This window comes from Rhodoferax sp., from assembly GCF_034520025.1.
GTDB lineage: Bacteria > Pseudomonadota > Gammaproteobacteria > Burkholderiales > Burkholderiaceae_C > Allorhodoferax.
In genome coordinates this window covers 1,424,840-1,441,144 of sequence record NZ_JAXHNZ010000001.1, presented here as the reverse complement: position 1 = coordinate 1,441,144, position 16,305 = coordinate 1,424,840, and the positions used below count along the sequence as shown (strand labels likewise).

Genomic DNA, 16,305 nt, shown 5'->3' with positions numbered 1-16,305 from the left:
CCCCTTAGTTCAGGGGACGCTTGAGGCGCATTTCCTCAATCTTGACCGCACCGATCTGGACAGTCTTGGCGGTATTCATTTCGCGCTTGAAGCCGGCGAGCTCGTGGAAACGCATGGCGCGCTCGTTGGCAATCGGCAGCCACACGCTCACGTTGGCGCAACCCTCTTCGAGCAGGCCTTCGCGGGCAGCATCCCAAAGTGCCAGGCCTACGCCTTTGTCCCAGTGGCTGGAGGCCACGTAAATGGCCCAAATTTCGCCCATGGTCGGTGGGGTTCCCTTGTCACGCGAGCGGTCAAAACCCACGAATCCGACGATCTTGTCGTCATCCAGAGCCACTTGAACCTGGGGTTCAGCGTACTCAATAGCCTCGCGCCAGTAAGCCTGACGCTTATCCAATGGAGTCACGGGCACCGGTGTATCGGCCAGCATGCTTTTGAAGGCTTCGCGAACAGAAGAGTTGTGGAGCTCAGCGATGGCTTTGGCATCGCGTAGTGTGGCGGGGCGAACCTTGAAAGTAGTCGTACTGGACATGTCTAACGCAAACTCAAGCAAAATTGAAAAAAAGAGCGTGATTGTCGCAGCATTCAAGAATCGACTCCCATGGCCCCATTTTTCACCCGCCACACCGCTCTCAACCCGGCTTGCTGCCCACGCCCATAACCGCGCCAATGCCCACGAGTCTCAACGCCCCCTACACCGTCTCCGTGCTGCCAGACGGCCTGAGTTTCGAGAGCGATGGCATCAGCAGCATGCTGGAGTCCGGCTTGACCCAGGGGGTCGAGCTGCCGAGTTCCTGCCGCAACGGGACCTGTAGGGCCTGCCTTTGCAAAATGGTGTCAGGACAGGTGCGTTACCGCATTGAATGGCCTGGCCTGAGTGCGGACGAAAAAGCCGAAGGCTGGTGCTTGCCCTGTGTAGCTATTCCCTTAAGCGACCTACGGATTGAACAGCCGTTCGCCGGCTCGGTGTAGCCGCGCAACAGGCCCCAAACCATTCACCTGGTAGACCTAGGGTCAGCACCATTGCGGGGGTAACAGCGTGCGCCCAACAATCGGCCAAACGATTGAGAGGAGCCCATGCAAAGCATTGCACTTAAGCCTGCCGACCTTCCTTTGGCGTGCCTGTACCGCTGGGAGCACGAGCGCCCGGATGCGGTCTACCTCTCGCAACCGATGCGAGGCGGGCAGGTCCTGGACCTCACCTGGACTCAAGCGGCCAGCCAGGTTCGACGCATGGCCCAATGGCTGCAAAGCCAGGGCTGGGCTGCTGGGAGCCGGGTCGCCATCATCGGTAAAAACAGCGCCCACTGGATCTTGGCGGATCTGGCGATCCAAATGGCAGGGTATGTGTCGGTGCCGATTTACCCCACCTTTAATGGCGAGGCCCTGAGCTACATCCTGCTGCACAGCGAGAGCAAGGCGCTTTTCATCGGCAAGCTCGATGACACCGTCAACCTGCTAAGCGGTGTGCCGCCCGGCATGCCCCTGATTGCGCTGCCCTTGGCACCTTCCATGCACGCCCACCAATGGACGGAGTTGATAAACACCACCAGCCCGCTCAAAACCTGCCCTGAGCCTGCGGGCGAGAGCATCAGCACCATCATTTACACCTCGGGCACCACAGGTACCCCCAAAGGCGTGGTGCACAGCTTCAACAGCATGGCCTGGGGGGTGAGTTGTGCGACGCGCCGCTTCCCGATGGATATCAACGACCGCTACATCTCGTACCTGCCATTGGCCCATGTGGCAGAGCGCATGCTGATTGAGCAGGCCTCATTGCGCTATGGCGGACGCATTTTTTTTGCCGAGTCGCTGGACACGTTTTTGCAAGATCTCCAGCGTGCGCGGCCTACGGTGTTTTTCTCGGTCCCGCGACTCTGGGTGAAGTTTCAACAGGGGGGTGCACAGCAAGGTGCCGGCCCCAAAGCTCCGGTTTTTGCTCAGCCTGCCCATCGTGGGCCATTTAGTGCGCCGCAAGATTTTGAAAGGCCTGGGCTTAGACCAATGCCGCATCGCCGCGGGCGGGGCTGCGCCCATGCCTGCCGATGTGCTGCAGTGGTACCGCCGCCTGGGGCTGGACCTGGTCGAGGTCTATGGCATGACCGAGAACAGCGGGGTCTCGCACTCCACTCTGCCCGGCTCGCGCCAGACCGGCTCTGTCGGCTTGGCCTACGACGGAGTTGAAACACGCATGGACCCGGCCACCAGTGAGATCCAGATGCGTTGCCCGGCCTTGATGAAGGCCTACTACCGCGAACCCGAGCTCACGGCCGCTGCACTCACCCCAGACGGATGGCTGCGCACTGGTGACAAAGGCGTCATGGACAGCCAAGGTTTTTTGAGCATTACCGGTCGGGTCAAAGACCTGTTCAAGACCAGCAAAGGCAAATACATTGCGCCGGCACCCATCGAAGACAAGCTCGTTGCCCACGCTGCGGTCGAGGCCTGTGTGGTCACCGGCGCCCACTATGCCCAGCCGTTTGCACTGGTCATGCTTTCGCCGGATGCGGCCGCGGAGAGCCGATCCGCCGCGGGCCGCCAAGCGCTGGAGGCCGGTCTCCAGCAGCACTTGCAGCAGGTCAACAGCCATCTGGAGCCCCATGAAAAGCTGGATTTTCTGATCGCTGTGGCAGAGACATGGACATCAGAAAACGGTTTGGTCACCCCGACCCTGAAGGTCAAACGCGCCAGCATCGAAGCGAAATACACCCCATCGTATGACCGGTGGTTGAACCAACACAAAAAGGTTGTGTGGGCAGACCAGCCGAGCTGAAGCTGCTACGGTAAGCTTGCTTCATGCAAGCAAACCCCAGTCCCCGCAAGCGCAAGCTGTTCATGGCGCTATTTGGTGGGTGGCTCGCACTAGGGGCACTACCCACCACGAGCCTGGCCTTTGAGAGCACCATGGCAGATCGCACCCGCGCCTGCACAGCCTGCCACGGCGACCAAGGTCGGGCAGGGCCGGATGGCTACTACCCGCGCTTGGCTGGCAAGCCCGCCGGGTATCTGTACAACCAGCTGGAGAATTTTCAGCAAGGTCGGCGCCAATACGGGCTAATGCAAGGCCTGATCGACCCCTTGAGCCGCGATTACTTGCGTGCCATGGCGGTGTATTTTTCAGAGTTGCATATTCCTTACCCCCCACCGGCACCCGCCACCGCCACGCCAGCTGTGCTTGCAAGCGGCAGAACCTTGGTGCTAGTGGGCGACGCCAAACGCGGCCTGCCGGCCTGCGTCAGCTGCCACGGCCAAGCGTTGACGGGAGTACAACCATTCACGCCCGGGTTGCTGGGCCTCCCGCGTGACTACCTCAATGCCCAATTGGGCGGATGGCAAACCGGCCAACGCAAAGCCCATAGCCCTGACTGCATGGCCACGATTGCCAAACGCCTGAGCGATGCCGATGTCAACGCCATTTCGCAATGGTTGTCCTCCCAGCCGGTCCCCGCCAACAGCACGGCCGTGGCCATGCGACCTGCTCAGCCGCTTGGCGCACCGGCACTGCCGGAATGCGGGAGCGCACCATGACAACAACACCCTCTGCAAACCGAACCGCCCCCAAACCGTGGCGATGGCTCGTGCTGGGGCTCGGGCTTTGTTTGCTGCTCTTTGTGCTGGTTGCTGAGGTCATTGCGCCCGCAGTCCGCGCAGGCAGCGCGCCCTCGGTGCCGCCTGCTGCTGCGCCCGACACCGCTCTGGTGCAGCGCGGCGCCTATCTCGCGCGCCTGGGCAATTGCGCCCAGTGCCACACCGCACGTGGTGGCGCTGACTATGCGGGTGGCAATGCCCTGCTCACCCCATTCGGCAGGGTGTACCCGGGCAACCTCACCCAGCACCCCACTACGGGCTTGGGCGCCTGGAGCGCGGCAGATTTCCGGCGCGCTATGCACCAAGGCATCCGGCCTGATGGGCGGGTGCTGAACCCCGCCTTTCCCTACACCAGCTACACCCGCATCACCCAAAGCGACAGTGATGCCTTGTTCGCGTTTTTGCGCAGCCTTCCCGCCGTAGACTCGCCGCATAGGGCCCACGAGCTCCCCTGGCCTTTGGGCACACAAACCGCGCTGACAGCGTGGCGATGGCTGCATTTCTCCGAAGCGCCCGACAGCCCCGCCCCCCCGGAAGCAGACGCCGGCCCCTCTGCCCGGCGCGGCGCGGCCTTGGTGCAAGGTCTCGGACACTGCGCCGAATGCCACACTCCCCGCAATCGTCTGGGGGGCCTGCGCTCATCACAAGCGTGGAGTGGCGCGCTGATGCCCGATGGCCTGTGGTACGCCCCAGCCCTGAACGACAACACCGAAGCGGGTCTCGCTGACTGGGACACTGCAGACATTGCCACGCTGCTCACACACGGGCAGCGGCGGCAAGCCTATGTAGCCGGCCCGATGGCGGAGGTAGTTCGCAACAGCACCCAGTACCTGAACGCCGCAGATGCCGAGTCCATCGCGCTGTACCTGCAGACATTGGCGCCATCAACCCCTGCGGCTGTCAAATCGCCTGCAATTGCCGACACTACGCCCCCCTCTCCCTTGGGCGCCAAAATTTACGAGAACCAATGCGCACAGTGCCATGGCAAACAAGGCGAAGGGGTTGCTGACGCCTACCCGGCACTGGCAGGCAATCGCTCGGTGCTGATGAGCAACACCAACAACCTCACGCTGACAGTGCTGCGCGGTGGCTATGGGCCCTCTACGGCCGGCAAACCGCAGCCGCACGGCATGCCGCCCTACCAACTCAGCCTGAGCGACGCAGAGGTGGCCGAAGTGTTGAGTTTCATCCGCAAAAGCTGGGGTAACGCAGCCGCGCCGGTGACTGAGTTTGATATAAACAAGATCCGCAATTCACCCATCCGATAGGCCTCCCATGCAGCTTTTTTTTCGACTGATTCCCTTGTGCAGCGCCCTGGTTCTGGCCGGCTGCGCAGGCCTGCCATCGGGCGGCCCCAAAGCAGATGTGGAATACGCCATCACCATCCTTCACACCAACGACCACCATGGCCGTTTCTGGAAGAACCGGGATGGCGAATACGGCATGGCAGCCCGCAAAACCGTGGTGGACCAAATTCGCCAAGAGGTAGCTGCCGCCGATGGCTACAGCTTGCTGCTGGATGGCGGCGATGTGAACACCGGTGTGCCCGAGTCCGACCTGCAAGATGCCGTGCCGGACTTCCGGGGCATGAACCTGCTGGGCTATGACGCGATGGCTGTGGGCAACCACGAGTTCGACAAGCCGCCCATGGTCCTGCAAATGCAGCGCGCGCTAGCCACTTTCCCGATGCTGTCGGCCAATATCTATCGCGATGGCAAGCGCATGTTTGAGCCCTACAAGATTTTCAATCTGGGCGGCGTGCGAGTTGCGGTCATGGGGCTGACTACCGAAGACACCCAAAAGATGGTGCACCCCGACAACATCCGCAACGTCGAGTTCCGCAGCGTTCAGACCGAAGCTGCCAAGGTGGTGCCCGAGCTCCGCAGCAAAGCGGACATCGTGATCGCAGCCACCCACATGGGGCACTACGAAAACGGCATGCACGGCACCCAAGCACCGGGTGATGTGGAGTTGGCTCGTGCCGTCAAGGGCTTGGACATGGTGGTGGGCGGCCACACCCAAAACCCCGCGTGCATGAAGGCGGAGAACGTGCTCGACCGAGCCTATGTGCCCGGCAGCGCATGCACACCAGACCGGCAAAACGGCACCTGGATCATGCAAGCCCATGAGTGGGGCAAATACGTGGGGCGCGCCGACTTCACTTTCAAGAACGGCGAATTCAAACTGGTGAAATACACACTGGTGCCCATCAACCTGAAAAAACCGGTCAAGAGCGCTGACGGCAAAACAACATTGGTGAACTACGGCCCGGAGATTGCCGAATCCCCCGATATGCTGCAATTGCTCAAACCCTTCCAGGAGTTCGGCCAGCAGAAACTGATGGTCGAAGTCGGCAGCAGCGATGCCCGGCTAGAGGGTGACCGCGCCGTGGTCCGCGCCCAACCCGCAGTGCTGGGCGTCATGATCGGCCGCTCCATGATGGAAAGAACCAAGGCCGACTTTGCCGTGGTGAATGCAGGCGGCGTGCGCGACTCGTTGCCTGCCGGAAAGATCACCTACAAGGATGTGCTGACGGTGCACCCCTTTGGCAACACCATCGCTGTGGTGGACTTCAGCGGCAAAGAGGCGCTGGACTACCTAGCGGCCGCGGCCAAAATGTCCATCGGCTCGGGCGCATTCCCGCAATTCGCAGGCATTCGTCTAGAGATTGAAAAAGGCGCGGTGGTCAAAGCCAGCGTGGGCGGCAAGCCGATTGACCCGGCCGGCACCTACCGGATTGCCATCAACAACTTTGTAGCTTCGGGTGGCGATGGCTACCCCAAGGTCACCGCACATCCCAGCTATAGAGACACCGGCTTTGTGGATGCAGACGTCTTGCGGGCCTACATTGCGGCCAATAGCCCCTTGAAGGCCGCTGACTACGCACCGGGCGATCAGGTCGTTCGCCGCTGATGAGCGCCTTGCCCCGGAGGCCCCGGCCGCACTTCAATGTCCGCCGGGTGGGCGGCCCGCTGTCCAGTGGCCCGAGTGCTCAGCACGTCATCATTGATGGCTATGCGCCATCGCAAATGATCGAGGACTTGCGCAAGTACCAAGCAGAACTTGAAATCCAGAACAAGGCCCTGCGCTACTCGCAGCAAGAGGCCGAGGGCGCCTCGGAGCGTTTTGCCACCCTGTTCTCCAGCGTGCCTTTGGCACTGATGGTGGTCGACGAGGGCGGCTTGGTACTCGCCAGCAACGCCATGGCACTGCGCCTGTTTCAGCCTCTGGAGAGCGACCCGCCGCTGAACTTTTTGCTGCCTTTTGTGGGGCCTGAACACACCGATGAGGTGGCCGTGGCGTTTTCCAGTGCGCGCCAGGAAGGCACGGCAGAGGTCAACGAGGTGCAGTTTTTTGCCGGCACCAAAGGCACCTTTACCGGCGATCTGCACATAGCCCGTATCGAGAACCCCAGCGACGACTTGGCCCACTTCAGTTGCGCCATCATCGACCAAGGCCCTTTGCTCACCCAGCGCCACGCGCTCCTTGAGAGCGCTGCTGTGTTGCGCCAGCGCAATGAGGACCTGCTGCTCAGCGAAAACCGCATGGCGGCCATCATCAACTCGTCGCTCGATGCCATTTTGTGTATTGACGACAAGCAGCTGATCACGGTCTTCAACCCCGCTGCTACGGCGCTGTTTGAATGCCCTGTGGAGCAAGCCTTCGGCACCAGCCTGGGTCGTTTTTTGCCGGATGTCGAAAAGGCGCTGAGCAGTGGCAATGTATCGGCCCAAGCCATGCTGGGTGAATTCACCGCCACCACGCTGTCAGGCAAACAGATTTACGTGGAAATCAGCGTATCCCTTGAGCGCCGCTTGCGCACCCGCACCCCTTTCCGGGCGGACGATCCCAACGCGATTGCCTTGCGCGGACAGCCCGGCGGGCAGGGCTCCATCACCACTATTTTTGCCCGCGACCTGACCTCCAAGAAGCTGGCCGAGGCGCAGCGTATTGCGCTGGAAACCCAGTTGCGCGAGTCGCAAAAAATGCAGGCGATGGGCACCATGGCCGGCGGTATTGCCCATGATTTCAACAACATCTTGAGCGCGATTCTAGGCAATGTGGACTTGGCCAAGCAAGACACCCCGACGGGGTCGCACGCGCTGGTCAGCCTGGAAGAAATCGACAAAGCCGGCCGCCGTGCACGCGACCTAGTGCGCCAGATTTTGACCTTCAGCCGCAACGAGCCGCCCAAACGGGTTCCGCTGCAACTCAAAGAGGTCATTCAAGAAACCCAGCGCTTGGTGCGGGTAGCTATCCCGCCGGGGGTGGACCTGCGGGTCTCGATCAGCGAAGGCTGCCCGCTGGTGCTGGCCGATGCAACGCAGGTCGAGCAGGCACTGCTGAATTTGTGCACCAACGCGATTTTGGCCGTTGGCCAGCACAAAGGCTCGGTGACGATTGAACTCGGGACCACCGAGCTATCGCTACCGTTCAACGACCGCATTGGCGTGCCGCCAGGGCGCTACGTGACCTTGCGGGTGCGTGATACCGGCAGTGGCATGGCGCAAGAAACAATCGAGCGTATTTTTGAGCCCTTTTTCACCACCCGCCAAGTCGGCCAGGGCACAGGCCTCGGGCTGGCTGTGGTGCACGGCATCATGCAAACCCACCAGGGTGGCATTGATGTGCAAAGCGCCCCGGGGCAAGGCAGCGTATTCACGCTGTATTTCCCGGCTACAGGCGCGAAGCCACTCCCCACCCTAGAGCCCGAGCCGGTGCAAGTGGTCGAAGGCCGTGGCAAACACGTAATGTATGTGGACGACGACCAGGCCCTGGTGTTTCTGGTGAACCGGGTACTCACACGCAAGGGCTTCAAGGTGACCGTTTTCAGTGATCCGCACGAGGCCGAAGCCGCTTTGCGCAGCCAGCCTGAAAGCTTCGACCTTTTGGTGACCGACTACAACATGCCCGGCTATAGCGGGCTCGACCTGCTGCGGGATGCCAAGGCCATCCGTGCCGACCTGCCGGTGGCACTGGCCTCCGGCTATGTGACACCTGAAATCGAGCAACAGGCCCTCGAACAAGGCGCAAGCGCCCTGATTTACAAACCGAATGATGTGAATGAGCTCTGCGAGACCGTGCAGCGCCTGATCAGCCACCACGATGCATAGCCCGGAAGACATTTACAACCCGCCCCCCGCCGGCCCGCTGCCGGTGATTTACGTAGACGATGCCATGGTGGTGCTCAACAAGCCTGCCGGCTTGCTGACTGTGCCCGGCCGGGGCGAGGCCAAACAAGACTGCCTGAGCAAACGCACCCAGGATGTGTACCCCGAGGCCCTGGTCGTGCACCGGCTGGATCGAGACACCTCGGGCCTGGTGGTCATGGCGCGAGGCATCGTGGCGCAGCGCGCCATCAACCTGGCTTTCGAGAAGCGCCAGGTCGACAAATGCTACGAAGCCGTGGTGGCAGGCCTGCTGCCCCCGGGCGAGGCCTGGCAAGAGATCGACCTGCCCCTGCTGGTGGACTGGCCCAACCGGCCCAAGCGCACGGTGAACTATGCGGAAGGCCAGCAAGCCCTTACCCGCTGGCGCTGCATTGCAATCGACACAGTGCGCAACTGCTCTCGGGTGGAGCTCGAGCCGGTGACCGGTCGCACCCACCAACTGCGGGTCCACATGCAGGCCTTGGGGCACCCGATGTTAGGCGACACGCTGTATGCCAACCCCGAGGCATTGGCCCTGTCCGACCGGCTGCAGCTGCACGCCCGCACCTTGCTGATTCCGCACCCGGAGAGCGGTGTGCAGATGGAATTCCACGCGCCGGTGCCCTTTTAAGCCCTCCCGGCGGCGAGTGCCCGGGGTGAGCGCCTAAAATAGCTCGGTGACCCAACTACTTAATGCCGACCTCCATTGCCACTCTGTGGTGTCCGATGGCACTCTTACCCCCGAAGCGCTGGCCGAACGTGCCAAAGGCAACGGCGTGGAACTCTGGGCCCTCACGGACCACGACGAAATTGGCGGCTTGCAGCGCGCACGCGACGCTGCAAAATCTCAAGGCATGGGCTACCTGACTGGCGCTGAAATTTCGGTCACCTTTTTGCACCAGACGGTGCATGTCGTGGGTCTGGGCTTCGATGCCGATAACACCGACCTGCGCGAAGGCCTGCGCCGAACCCGTGGCGGGCGGCAAGAGCGCGCCATGGAAATGGCCGATGGCTTGGCCAAAGTCGGCATCAAAGACGCCTACGAAGGCGCCTTGAAATTCGTGGGCAACCCCGAGCTGATCTCCCGCACCCACTTTGCACGCTTTCTGGTCGAAAGCGGCGTGTGCAAAGAAACCAACGAGGTATTCCGCAAATACCTCACCGAAGGCAAGCCCGGCTATGTGCCGCACCGCTGGGCGCTGCTCAAAGACGCGATTCATTGGATCACCGGCGCGGGTGGCATGGCCATCATTGCCCACCCGGCGCGCTACAAATTCACCCCTAACGAAGAATTTGCCCTGTTTACCGAGTTCAAAGGCCATGGCGGGCAAGGCGTCGAGGTCGTGACCGGCAGCCACTCGGTGGCTGAGTTCGGCATTTACGCCCACACGGCCAAAGAATTCGGCCTAGCCGCATCGCGCGGCAGCGACTTCCACAGCCCGGACGAAAGCCACACCGAACTAGGCACCCTGCCCCCGCTGCCCGCCGGCCTGACGCCAGTGTGGGAGCTGTTAAGCGCCCGAATCCAGTAACTTTTTAACGACCCACCACCGAGGACCGGCGCCCCCGGCGCCGCCATGCCATGGCGCAGTATTTCGAGCTTCACCCCGACAACCCGCAGCCCCGCCTGCTCAAACAAGCGATTGCGCTGCTGGAAAAAGGCGGCATCTTGGCCGTCCCCACCGACTCCAGCTACGCGCTGGTTTGCCACCTGGATGACAAAGTCGCTGCAGACAAGCTGCGCAGTATTCGTGGCGTAGACGACAAGCACCACCTCACCCTGTTGTGCCGCGACCTGAGCGAGCTGGCCAACTACGCAAGGGTAGACAACAAACAATACCGACTGCTCAAAGCCGCCACGCCGGGGGCCTACACCTTCATTCTGGAAGCCAGCAAGGAAGTGCCGCGCCGGGTGAGTCACCCCTCGCGCAAGACCATTGGCCTGCGGGTGCCTGAACATCATGTGCTCCAAGAGCTTCTAGCGCTCTATGGATCTGCGCTTCTAGCTACTACTTTGATAGCAAAAGGCGAGACTGAGCCGCTCAACGACGCCCACGACATCCGCGAGCGCTACGAGCACCAGATTGCCGGTGTACTCGATTCCGGCGCCTGCGCGCAGGAGCCGACTACCGTGGTGGACCTCACCGGCGATGAACCCGAGCTGATCCGCCAAGGCGGCGGAGACCCTGCCTTGCTCGGGCTCTAAGCCTCGCGGCGTATCCTTTTTATTCCCAACCGAGACCTTGCGCCTGTGGACTTTGCCAATCTGATTCAAACCATCGCGATTTACGCACTGCCGGTGCTGTTTGCCATTACGGTGCACGAAGCCGCCCACGGCTATGCCGCACGGTACTTCGGCGACAACACGGCGGCCATGCTGGGCCGCATCACCCTGAATCCGGCTAAGCACATCGATCCGATCGGCACCATCTTGATGCCGCTGATGCTCTATGTCGCCACCTCAGGCGCCTTTCTGTTTGGTTACGCCAAGCCGGTGCCGGTGCGCTTTGGCAATTTACGTAACCCCAAGGGTGACATGGTGTGGGTAGCATTGGCCGGCCCCGGCGCCAACCTGGCCATGGCATTGGCTTGGGGTGCAGGCTTGTATCTGCTGTCGGGCGCTGGCGTGGCTGAACCCTTTTTCCTCAAAATGTGCCAGGGCGGCGTGCTGGTGAATGTGGTGATGTTTGCCTTCAACCTGTTCCCGCTGCCGCCGCTGGATGGCGGGCGCATTCTGGTGGGGCTGCTGCCGATACGCCAGGCGATGGCTGTGTCCCGCGTGGAGCCTTGGGGCTTTTTCATTGTGATGGCGCTGGTGATTGCCGGCGTGCTCAGCACCGTGTGGATGCAGCCGGTCATGGGCTTGACCTTTGACCTGATCGACCTGCTCCTCACCCCGTTTTCCTGGCTGGCGCGCTAAGCTGCTGGCCGCACTTGTTTTGTCTGATTGATTTGTACCCATGAGCACTGTTCGCTTCCTCACCGGCATTACCACCTCCGGCACACCGCATTTGGGCAACTATGTCGGGTCGATCCGCCCCGCAGTCCGCGCCAGCAAAACGCCTGGGGTGGAAAGCTTCTACTTTCTGGCCGACTACCACGCCCTGATCAAGACCGAAGATCCCGCGCGTATCCAGCGCTCCACGCTGGAGATTGCCGCCAGCTGGTTGGCCGCCGGCTTGGACCCATCGCTTGTGACCTTCTACCGCCAGTCGGACATCCCTGAGATCCCCGAGTTATGCTGGTTTTTGACCTGCGTGACCGGCAAAGGCGTGCTCAACCGCGCCCATGCCTACAAGGCCTCAGTCGATAAAAACACCGCCGCCGGTACGGACCCGGATGCTGACGTGACCGCCGGCCTGTTCATGTACCCGGTGCTCATGGGCGCCGATATTTTGATGTTCAACGCCCACAAAGTGCCGGTAGGGCGCGACCAGATCCAGCACATTGAAATGGCGCGCGACATGGCCGCCAGCTTCAACCACCGGTACGGCGAGCACTTTGTGCCGCCTGAGGCCGAGATCGAAGCTTCTGTGGCCACACTGCCCGGGCTGGATGGCCGCAAGATGAGCAAAAGCTACGACAACACGATTCCCCTGTTCAGCAGCCGCGAGCAGCTGAAGAAGTTGATTGCCGGCATCAAAACCGACTCGCGTGCGCCCGGCGAGCCCAAGGACACCGAAGGCTCCGCGCTCTTTCAGATCTTCCAGGCTTTTGCCACTGAAGAAGAAACCGCAGCACTGCGCCAAGCCTATGCCGATGGCATTGCATGGGGCGATGCGAAAAACGCCTTGTTGGAGCGGATTGACAAGGAAATCGCCCCGATGCGCGCCGCCTACGAAGACTACATGGCCCACCCCGAAAAGGTGGAGGCACTGCTGTTCGCCGGTGCTGACAAGGCACGTGCGATTGCCACGCCCTTCATGACCCGTTTGCGCAGCGCGGTTGGCCTGCGCCGCTTGAGTGCCAGCACCCAGCCCCAAGCAACGAAGGCAGACAAGGTGACGCTCGCCAGTTTCAAGCAATACCGCGAGAAAGACGGCCAGTTTTACTTCAAGCTCGCGGATGCGGACGGCCAAGTGCTGCTGCAAAGCAAGGCGTTTGACTCCGGCAAGGTGGCAGGCCAAACCATTGCACAGTTGCAGCGCGACGGTGCTGCTGCTTTGGCGGCACTCACGGATCTGCTCGAACCCTTGGATGCTGCGGCCCACACGGCCGCCAGCGCGGCACTGGTTGCGCTGGCCGAAGCAGCTGCGCAGGCCGCCCGGGAAAAAGCCGCCAAGGCCTGATGTAACCCGCCTACGGCGCCAGCACCCGCACTTGCAGCAAGCGGCGGGCCTCGGTGCTGCCTTTGCTACTGAAAGTGCCTTGCCGGGCGGGCGCATTCCCCGTGGCCGCAATCGTGACCCACTGCCCGAGCGGGGTGGTGACCGTCGTGCTGAGTTGCTGGCGGGTCTGACTGGGCATGTCGGGGTTATGGCGCACGGCCATGTCCGCCTGCTGTAGCTCGATCTCGACGGTGGCATCTTGATTGCCCCCCGCCCAGCGCGGGGACACGATTATGCTCTGGCCCACCTCGAACCACTGCACCGACTGCGCCACACCGCCCCACGTGCTGCTGACCGATGTGCCCCCCGAGCTGACGCTGTTGCTTTGGCTGCTAGCGGATTGCACCCACTGCATGGGGATCGCCTGGTTCATGCGCAGGCTGCCTTTTTCACCATTGCGCACCTGGATTTTTTGAGGCGCCATGACAGGCGTATCCGGCTGGGTGCCGATGCGCATGGAACCCTCTTCCCGGCCCTCTTCAACCTGCCGCAACTCGACCGTCAGATCCCGCTTGGGCAACTTCGACTCTTTGGCCGGCTGGGCTGCGTGGGCCGCCAGCGGTATCACCACCGCCAAGGCCATGAGCAGAGCGCTTGCCCGGGATATCCACGCCAATTCAAACCGCATACAAGCTCCTCAAAGTGCCGGTGGCATGCCGCCGGTGGCCTGGATCGACAAGCTTTCGAGCCACAGGACATGGCCATCGTACATCCGGTAGGGCATAAAGAAGTGCATCAGGCGCGCGCCCCAGCCGTGCTGTGTTTCTTCGGTCAGTACCCTGCAGCCGCCGGCTTGCGGAATGATCAACCACGCGTGGTAGACCTCGGCCCCGAAGCCCACACCGTTCCAGGCAATCCGCTCGCAGGGCACAAACTCCTGCACGCAGGAGCGGATATGCACCCCGAAGGTCTTCCATTCGAACTCAAGGCCCAAGGCCAAATCACTGCTGCGGCCAGGGGCCCAATCAACCTTGGAGTTGGCATACCAGGTGGGCCACAAAGGCGCACGTATCAGCCAGGCCCAGATGTGCTCGGCCGGCGCCGGAATAAACAAATCATTCACTACATGCACCGGCGCATGGTCGGGGTGAAAGTGTGCGGGCCACTGGATCGCAGGGGCTGGGGTGCTTGTAGGCATCAGCTGTCTTGTCCTGTAGGGGCGGACGCGGTAGCGGCACTGTTGCGCGCCAGCGTCCAGTTTTCAAAGTCGGCGCTGGGCATGGCCTTGGCAAACCACCAGCCTTGGCCGAGGTCGCAACCCGCATCGCGCAAGACATGGCAAGTGGCTTCGTCTTCAATGCCTTCGGCCAAGACCTTCAAACCGAGGTCGTGGCCCAGCTCAATGGAGGACAAGACAATGGCTCTGTCTTTACTGCCTTCCGCCAGGTTTTCCATGAAAGACTTGTCAATCTTCATTTCTTGGGCGGGTAGCTGCTTCAAATAGGTAAGCGACGAGAAACCGGCACCGTAATCGTCAATCGACAGCTTCACACCCAGCGCCACAAACCGGGCCATGCAATCAAGCGCCGCCTCGGGCGAGGTCAACAACACGCTCTCGGTTAGCTCCATCACCACCAAGTCCGGTGACAAGCCGCTGCTCATCAAGTGCTGCTCCACCGTTTGCAGCACTTCCGGGTCGTGCAGCGCGCCTGCCGACAGGTTGATCGACACACTCACCCCCGGCAAACGGGTTTGCCAGGCAGAACAGTCCTTGAGCGCCCGTGCCACCGTCCAGACCGAGAACCGGTGCAAGAGCCCGGTGGACTCGATGATGGGAATGAACTTGTCCGGCGGCACCATGCCCTCTTGCGGATCGTTCCACCTCGCCAGCGCCTCGGCCCCCACCACCAAGCCGGTCTTCAGGTCCACCTGAGGCTGGTAATGCAGCATCAGGGTGTTTTGCAGAATACCTTCGCGCAGCTTTTCGTAACGGCGGTTACGGTCGACAAAATGGTTATGGAGCAAGGCATCAAAAAACTGGTGGTCCAGCCGATGGTCTATCGCAAACAACAGCGCTTGCTCGGCATTGCGCATCAGCACCTCGGCATCAGACGCCTCGCCAAGCCTTTGCACCGCCACACCCAAAGCCATTTCGACATGGACCGCGAATTCACTCAAGTGGGTCACATTGCGGAGGTGCGCAATTGCCCGCAGTTGCTGCACCGCACTGGCATCGGCTGTGTCGCTTTGCAGCACCATACCCAAGGTGTCTTGCGCGATACGTGCCAACCCGACCAGACCGGTCAAATGCTGCTGCAGCACACGCCCCAACTGCCCCAATGACTCGTCCACCTTGGCAGATCCCACAATGCTCGCCAACTCAGGCACCCGGAAGAAGCGGACATGGGCCACCAACAAAAACCCGCCCCCGCCTGACAGCACTGTCAAGCTGGAATCCAGCCGCTCGGTCAGCCCCTGCCGATTAAGCAGGCCGGTGGACAGGTCGTGCAAAGCGTTGTGCTGCAGAGTCCCGACGTGCTTGCGCACCTCACCCGTGTGGTACTCCACCTGGTCGGCCAGGTGGGCCTGAAAGCGGCTGCGCAGCAAATTGAAATACGCGGCTGTCACCACGTTAAAAAAATAGGCCAACCCATAGTAGAGCGCGTGGGCATCGTCGTAAACCCAAAAATCCCAGTGCCGTGAGCTGTAAAGCATGAGGCAGGGCACGAGGATCGCAAATGCCAGGCCGACCAGCCAGCCGGTTTTTTGCCCCCGCAAGAAGAAAACCAGGTAGGGGAACACAAAGGTCCAGTAGGGCGCGTCCCCAGTTTGCCCGCCAAACACCGCGTTCGACGCAAAAATGGCAAACCCAGCCAGAACCAGCATGTTTTCCGACAGCACCGGCGGCGCCCGGCGGCTTACCAGAATGATGGCAGGCACAAGCAGGAACGCGACCTCGAGCAACTGCACAACGCCCATCACCATCAGCCGGTGGTCTTGCCCCGCCCGCACATTGGCCACCCCGAATACCAGCAAGGTCAAGGTGCCGATGACGGTAAAAATCAGAGTGTTGCTCCGGCGGCTGGCGTCGGGCACCAACTCCTGCTCTCCGATCCCTAGCAATTGCTTGAGCGTGGCAGGCAATGCCCGTTCATAGGGCGGCGGGCTCTGACCAACAGGTAATGGGCAAGTGTGTGGATCCATGGTGTGACTCCCTGAACCGCTATTTGTGGGGGTGCAGGTCGTGGTTTTGCGGTACCCAAAATCCACCTGCTGTGCTAACTTAACCTGCTAGCGGT

General features: G+C 61.4%; 15 protein-coding genes and 1 pseudogene. 12 read left to right on the top strand and 4 right to left on the bottom strand.

Annotation, left to right across the window (positions count from 1 at the left end):
• Window positions 1-4: 4 nt before the first annotated feature.
• A complete protein-coding gene (locus U5L73_RS06920) occupies window positions 5-532 on the bottom strand; it encodes a GNAT family N-acetyltransferase (protein WP_313875467.1) in 528 nt (175 codons plus the stop codon).
• Window positions 533-669: 137 nt separating this feature from the next.
• On the opposite strand from U5L73_RS06920, the gene U5L73_RS06915 reads away from it, so the two are divergent.
• The 12 genes and pseudogenes from U5L73_RS06915 (at window position 670) to U5L73_RS06860 (ending at window position 13,027) form a co-directional block, all read left to right on the top strand.
• On the top strand, window positions 670-972 hold the full coding sequence (locus U5L73_RS06915) for a 2Fe-2S iron-sulfur cluster-binding protein (protein WP_322561652.1): 303 nt from the start codon (window positions 670-672) through the stop codon (window positions 970-972).
• Between the two features lie 105 nt (window positions 973-1,077).
• Window positions 1,078-1,851 (top strand): annotated as a pseudogene (locus U5L73_RS06910) (AMP-binding protein); the annotation flags it as partial.
• Between the two features lie 184 nt (window positions 1,852-2,035).
• A complete protein-coding gene (locus tag U5L73_RS06905; protein WP_322561651.1) occupies window positions 2,036-2,773 on the top strand; it encodes an AMP-binding protein in 738 nt (245 codons plus the stop codon).
• A gap of 23 nt (window positions 2,774-2,796) precedes the next feature.
• The gene (locus U5L73_RS06900; RefSeq protein ID WP_416221268.1) at window positions 2,797-3,528 is read left to right on the top strand and encodes a c-type cytochrome; all 732 of its coding nucleotides are present in this window, start codon (window positions 2,797-2,799) and stop codon (window positions 3,526-3,528) included.
• Window positions 3,525-4,856, top strand: coding sequence for a c-type cytochrome (locus tag U5L73_RS06895; RefSeq protein ID WP_322561650.1), 1,332 nt, complete (start codon window positions 3,525-3,527; stop codon window positions 4,854-4,856). The genes U5L73_RS06900 and U5L73_RS06895 overlap by 4 nt, the downstream gene beginning before the upstream one ends.
• Window positions 4,857-4,863: 7 nt before the next feature.
• Window positions 4,864-6,501, top strand: a complete 1,638-nt coding sequence (gene ushA, locus U5L73_RS06890) for a bifunctional UDP-sugar hydrolase/5'-nucleotidase UshA (RefSeq protein ID WP_322561649.1) — start codon at window positions 4,864-4,866, stop codon at window positions 6,499-6,501.
• Window positions 6,501-8,702 (top strand): ATP-binding protein, encoded by a 2,202-nt coding sequence (locus U5L73_RS06885; protein WP_416221267.1) that lies wholly within the window; start codon window positions 6,501-6,503, stop codon window positions 8,700-8,702. The genes ushA and U5L73_RS06885 overlap by 1 nt, the downstream gene beginning before the upstream one ends.
• Window positions 8,695-9,369: an RluA family pseudouridine synthase gene (locus U5L73_RS06880; protein WP_322561648.1), complete on the top strand. Its 675-nt coding sequence runs from the start codon at window positions 8,695-8,697 to the stop codon at window positions 9,367-9,369. Before U5L73_RS06885 ends, U5L73_RS06880 begins: the two co-directional genes overlap by 8 nt.
• A 46-nt stretch (window positions 9,370-9,415) precedes the next feature.
• Window positions 9,416-10,270, top strand: a complete 855-nt coding sequence (locus tag U5L73_RS06875; RefSeq protein ID WP_322561647.1) for a 3',5'-nucleoside bisphosphate phosphatase — start codon at window positions 9,416-9,418, stop codon at window positions 10,268-10,270.
• 50 nt (window positions 10,271-10,320) lie between these two features.
• A complete protein-coding gene (locus tag U5L73_RS06870; protein ID WP_322561646.1) occupies window positions 10,321-10,944 on the top strand; it encodes an L-threonylcarbamoyladenylate synthase in 624 nt (207 codons plus the stop codon).
• Between the two features lie 45 nt (window positions 10,945-10,989).
• Entirely contained in the window at window positions 10,990-11,658 is a 669-nt protein-coding gene (locus tag U5L73_RS06865; protein WP_322561645.1) for a site-2 protease family protein, read from the top strand.
• A 40-nt stretch (window positions 11,659-11,698) separates the two neighbouring features.
• A complete protein-coding gene (locus tag U5L73_RS06860; protein ID WP_322561644.1) occupies window positions 11,699-13,027 on the top strand; it encodes a tryptophan--tRNA ligase in 1,329 nt (442 codons plus the stop codon).
• Window positions 13,028-13,037: 10 nt separating this feature from the next.
• On the opposite strand, the gene U5L73_RS06855 is transcribed toward U5L73_RS06860, so the two are convergent.
• The 3 genes from U5L73_RS06855 to U5L73_RS06845 are packed head-to-tail and all read right to left on the bottom strand — an operon-like array spanning window position 13,038 to window position 16,210.
• Window positions 13,038-13,694: a hypothetical protein gene (locus tag U5L73_RS06855; protein WP_322561643.1), complete on the bottom strand. Its 657-nt coding sequence runs from the start codon at window positions 13,692-13,694 to the stop codon at window positions 13,038-13,040.
• Between the two features lie 9 nt (window positions 13,695-13,703).
• Window positions 13,704-14,204, bottom strand: a complete 501-nt coding sequence (locus U5L73_RS06850) for an SRPBCC family protein (protein ID WP_322561642.1) — start codon at window positions 14,202-14,204, stop codon at window positions 13,704-13,706.
• Window positions 14,204-16,210, bottom strand: a complete 2,007-nt coding sequence (locus U5L73_RS06845; protein ID WP_322561641.1) for a bifunctional diguanylate cyclase/phosphodiesterase — start codon at window positions 16,208-16,210, stop codon at window positions 14,204-14,206. The genes U5L73_RS06850 and U5L73_RS06845 overlap by 1 nt, the downstream gene beginning before the upstream one ends.
• Between the last annotated feature and the right edge of the window lie 95 nt (window positions 16,211-16,305).

What these genes read in the sequence shown, in the direction of transcription:
- U5L73_RS06860 (WP_322561644.1), top strand. Translation starts at nt 11,699, where the DNA reads ATGAGCACTGTTCGCTTCCTCACCGGCATTACCACCTCCGGCACACCG.
- U5L73_RS06920 (WP_313875467.1), bottom strand. Translation starts at nt 532, where the DNA reads ATGTCCAGTACGACTACTTTCAAGGTTCGCCCCGCCACACTACGCGAT.
- U5L73_RS06870 (WP_322561646.1), top strand. Translation starts at nt 10,321, where the DNA reads ATGGCGCAGTATTTCGAGCTTCACCCCGACAACCCGCAGCCCCGCCTG.
- U5L73_RS06900 (WP_416221268.1), top strand. Translation starts at nt 2,797, where the DNA reads ATGCAAGCAAACCCCAGTCCCCGCAAGCGCAAGCTGTTCATGGCGCTA.
- ushA (WP_322561649.1), top strand. Translation starts at nt 4,864, where the DNA reads ATGCAGCTTTTTTTTCGACTGATTCCCTTGTGCAGCGCCCTGGTTCTG.
- U5L73_RS06855 (WP_322561643.1), bottom strand. Translation starts at nt 13,694, where the DNA reads ATGCGGTTTGAATTGGCGTGGATATCCCGGGCAAGCGCTCTGCTCATG.
- U5L73_RS06845 (WP_322561641.1), bottom strand. Translation starts at nt 16,210, where the DNA reads ATGGATCCACACACTTGCCCATTACCTGTTGGTCAGAGCCCGCCGCCC.
- U5L73_RS06905 (WP_322561651.1), top strand. Translation starts at nt 2,036, where the DNA reads ATGCCTGCCGATGTGCTGCAGTGGTACCGCCGCCTGGGGCTGGACCTG.
- U5L73_RS06895 (WP_322561650.1), top strand. Translation starts at nt 3,525, where the DNA reads ATGACAACAACACCCTCTGCAAACCGAACCGCCCCCAAACCGTGGCGA.
- U5L73_RS06885 (WP_416221267.1), top strand. Translation starts at nt 6,501, where the DNA reads ATGAGCGCCTTGCCCCGGAGGCCCCGGCCGCACTTCAATGTCCGCCGG.
- U5L73_RS06915 (WP_322561652.1), top strand. Translation starts at nt 670, where the DNA reads ATGCCCACGAGTCTCAACGCCCCCTACACCGTCTCCGTGCTGCCAGAC.
- U5L73_RS06880 (WP_322561648.1), top strand. Translation starts at nt 8,695, where the DNA reads ATGCATAGCCCGGAAGACATTTACAACCCGCCCCCCGCCGGCCCGCTG.
- U5L73_RS06850 (WP_322561642.1), bottom strand. Translation starts at nt 14,204, where the DNA reads ATGCCTACAAGCACCCCAGCCCCTGCGATCCAGTGGCCCGCACACTTT.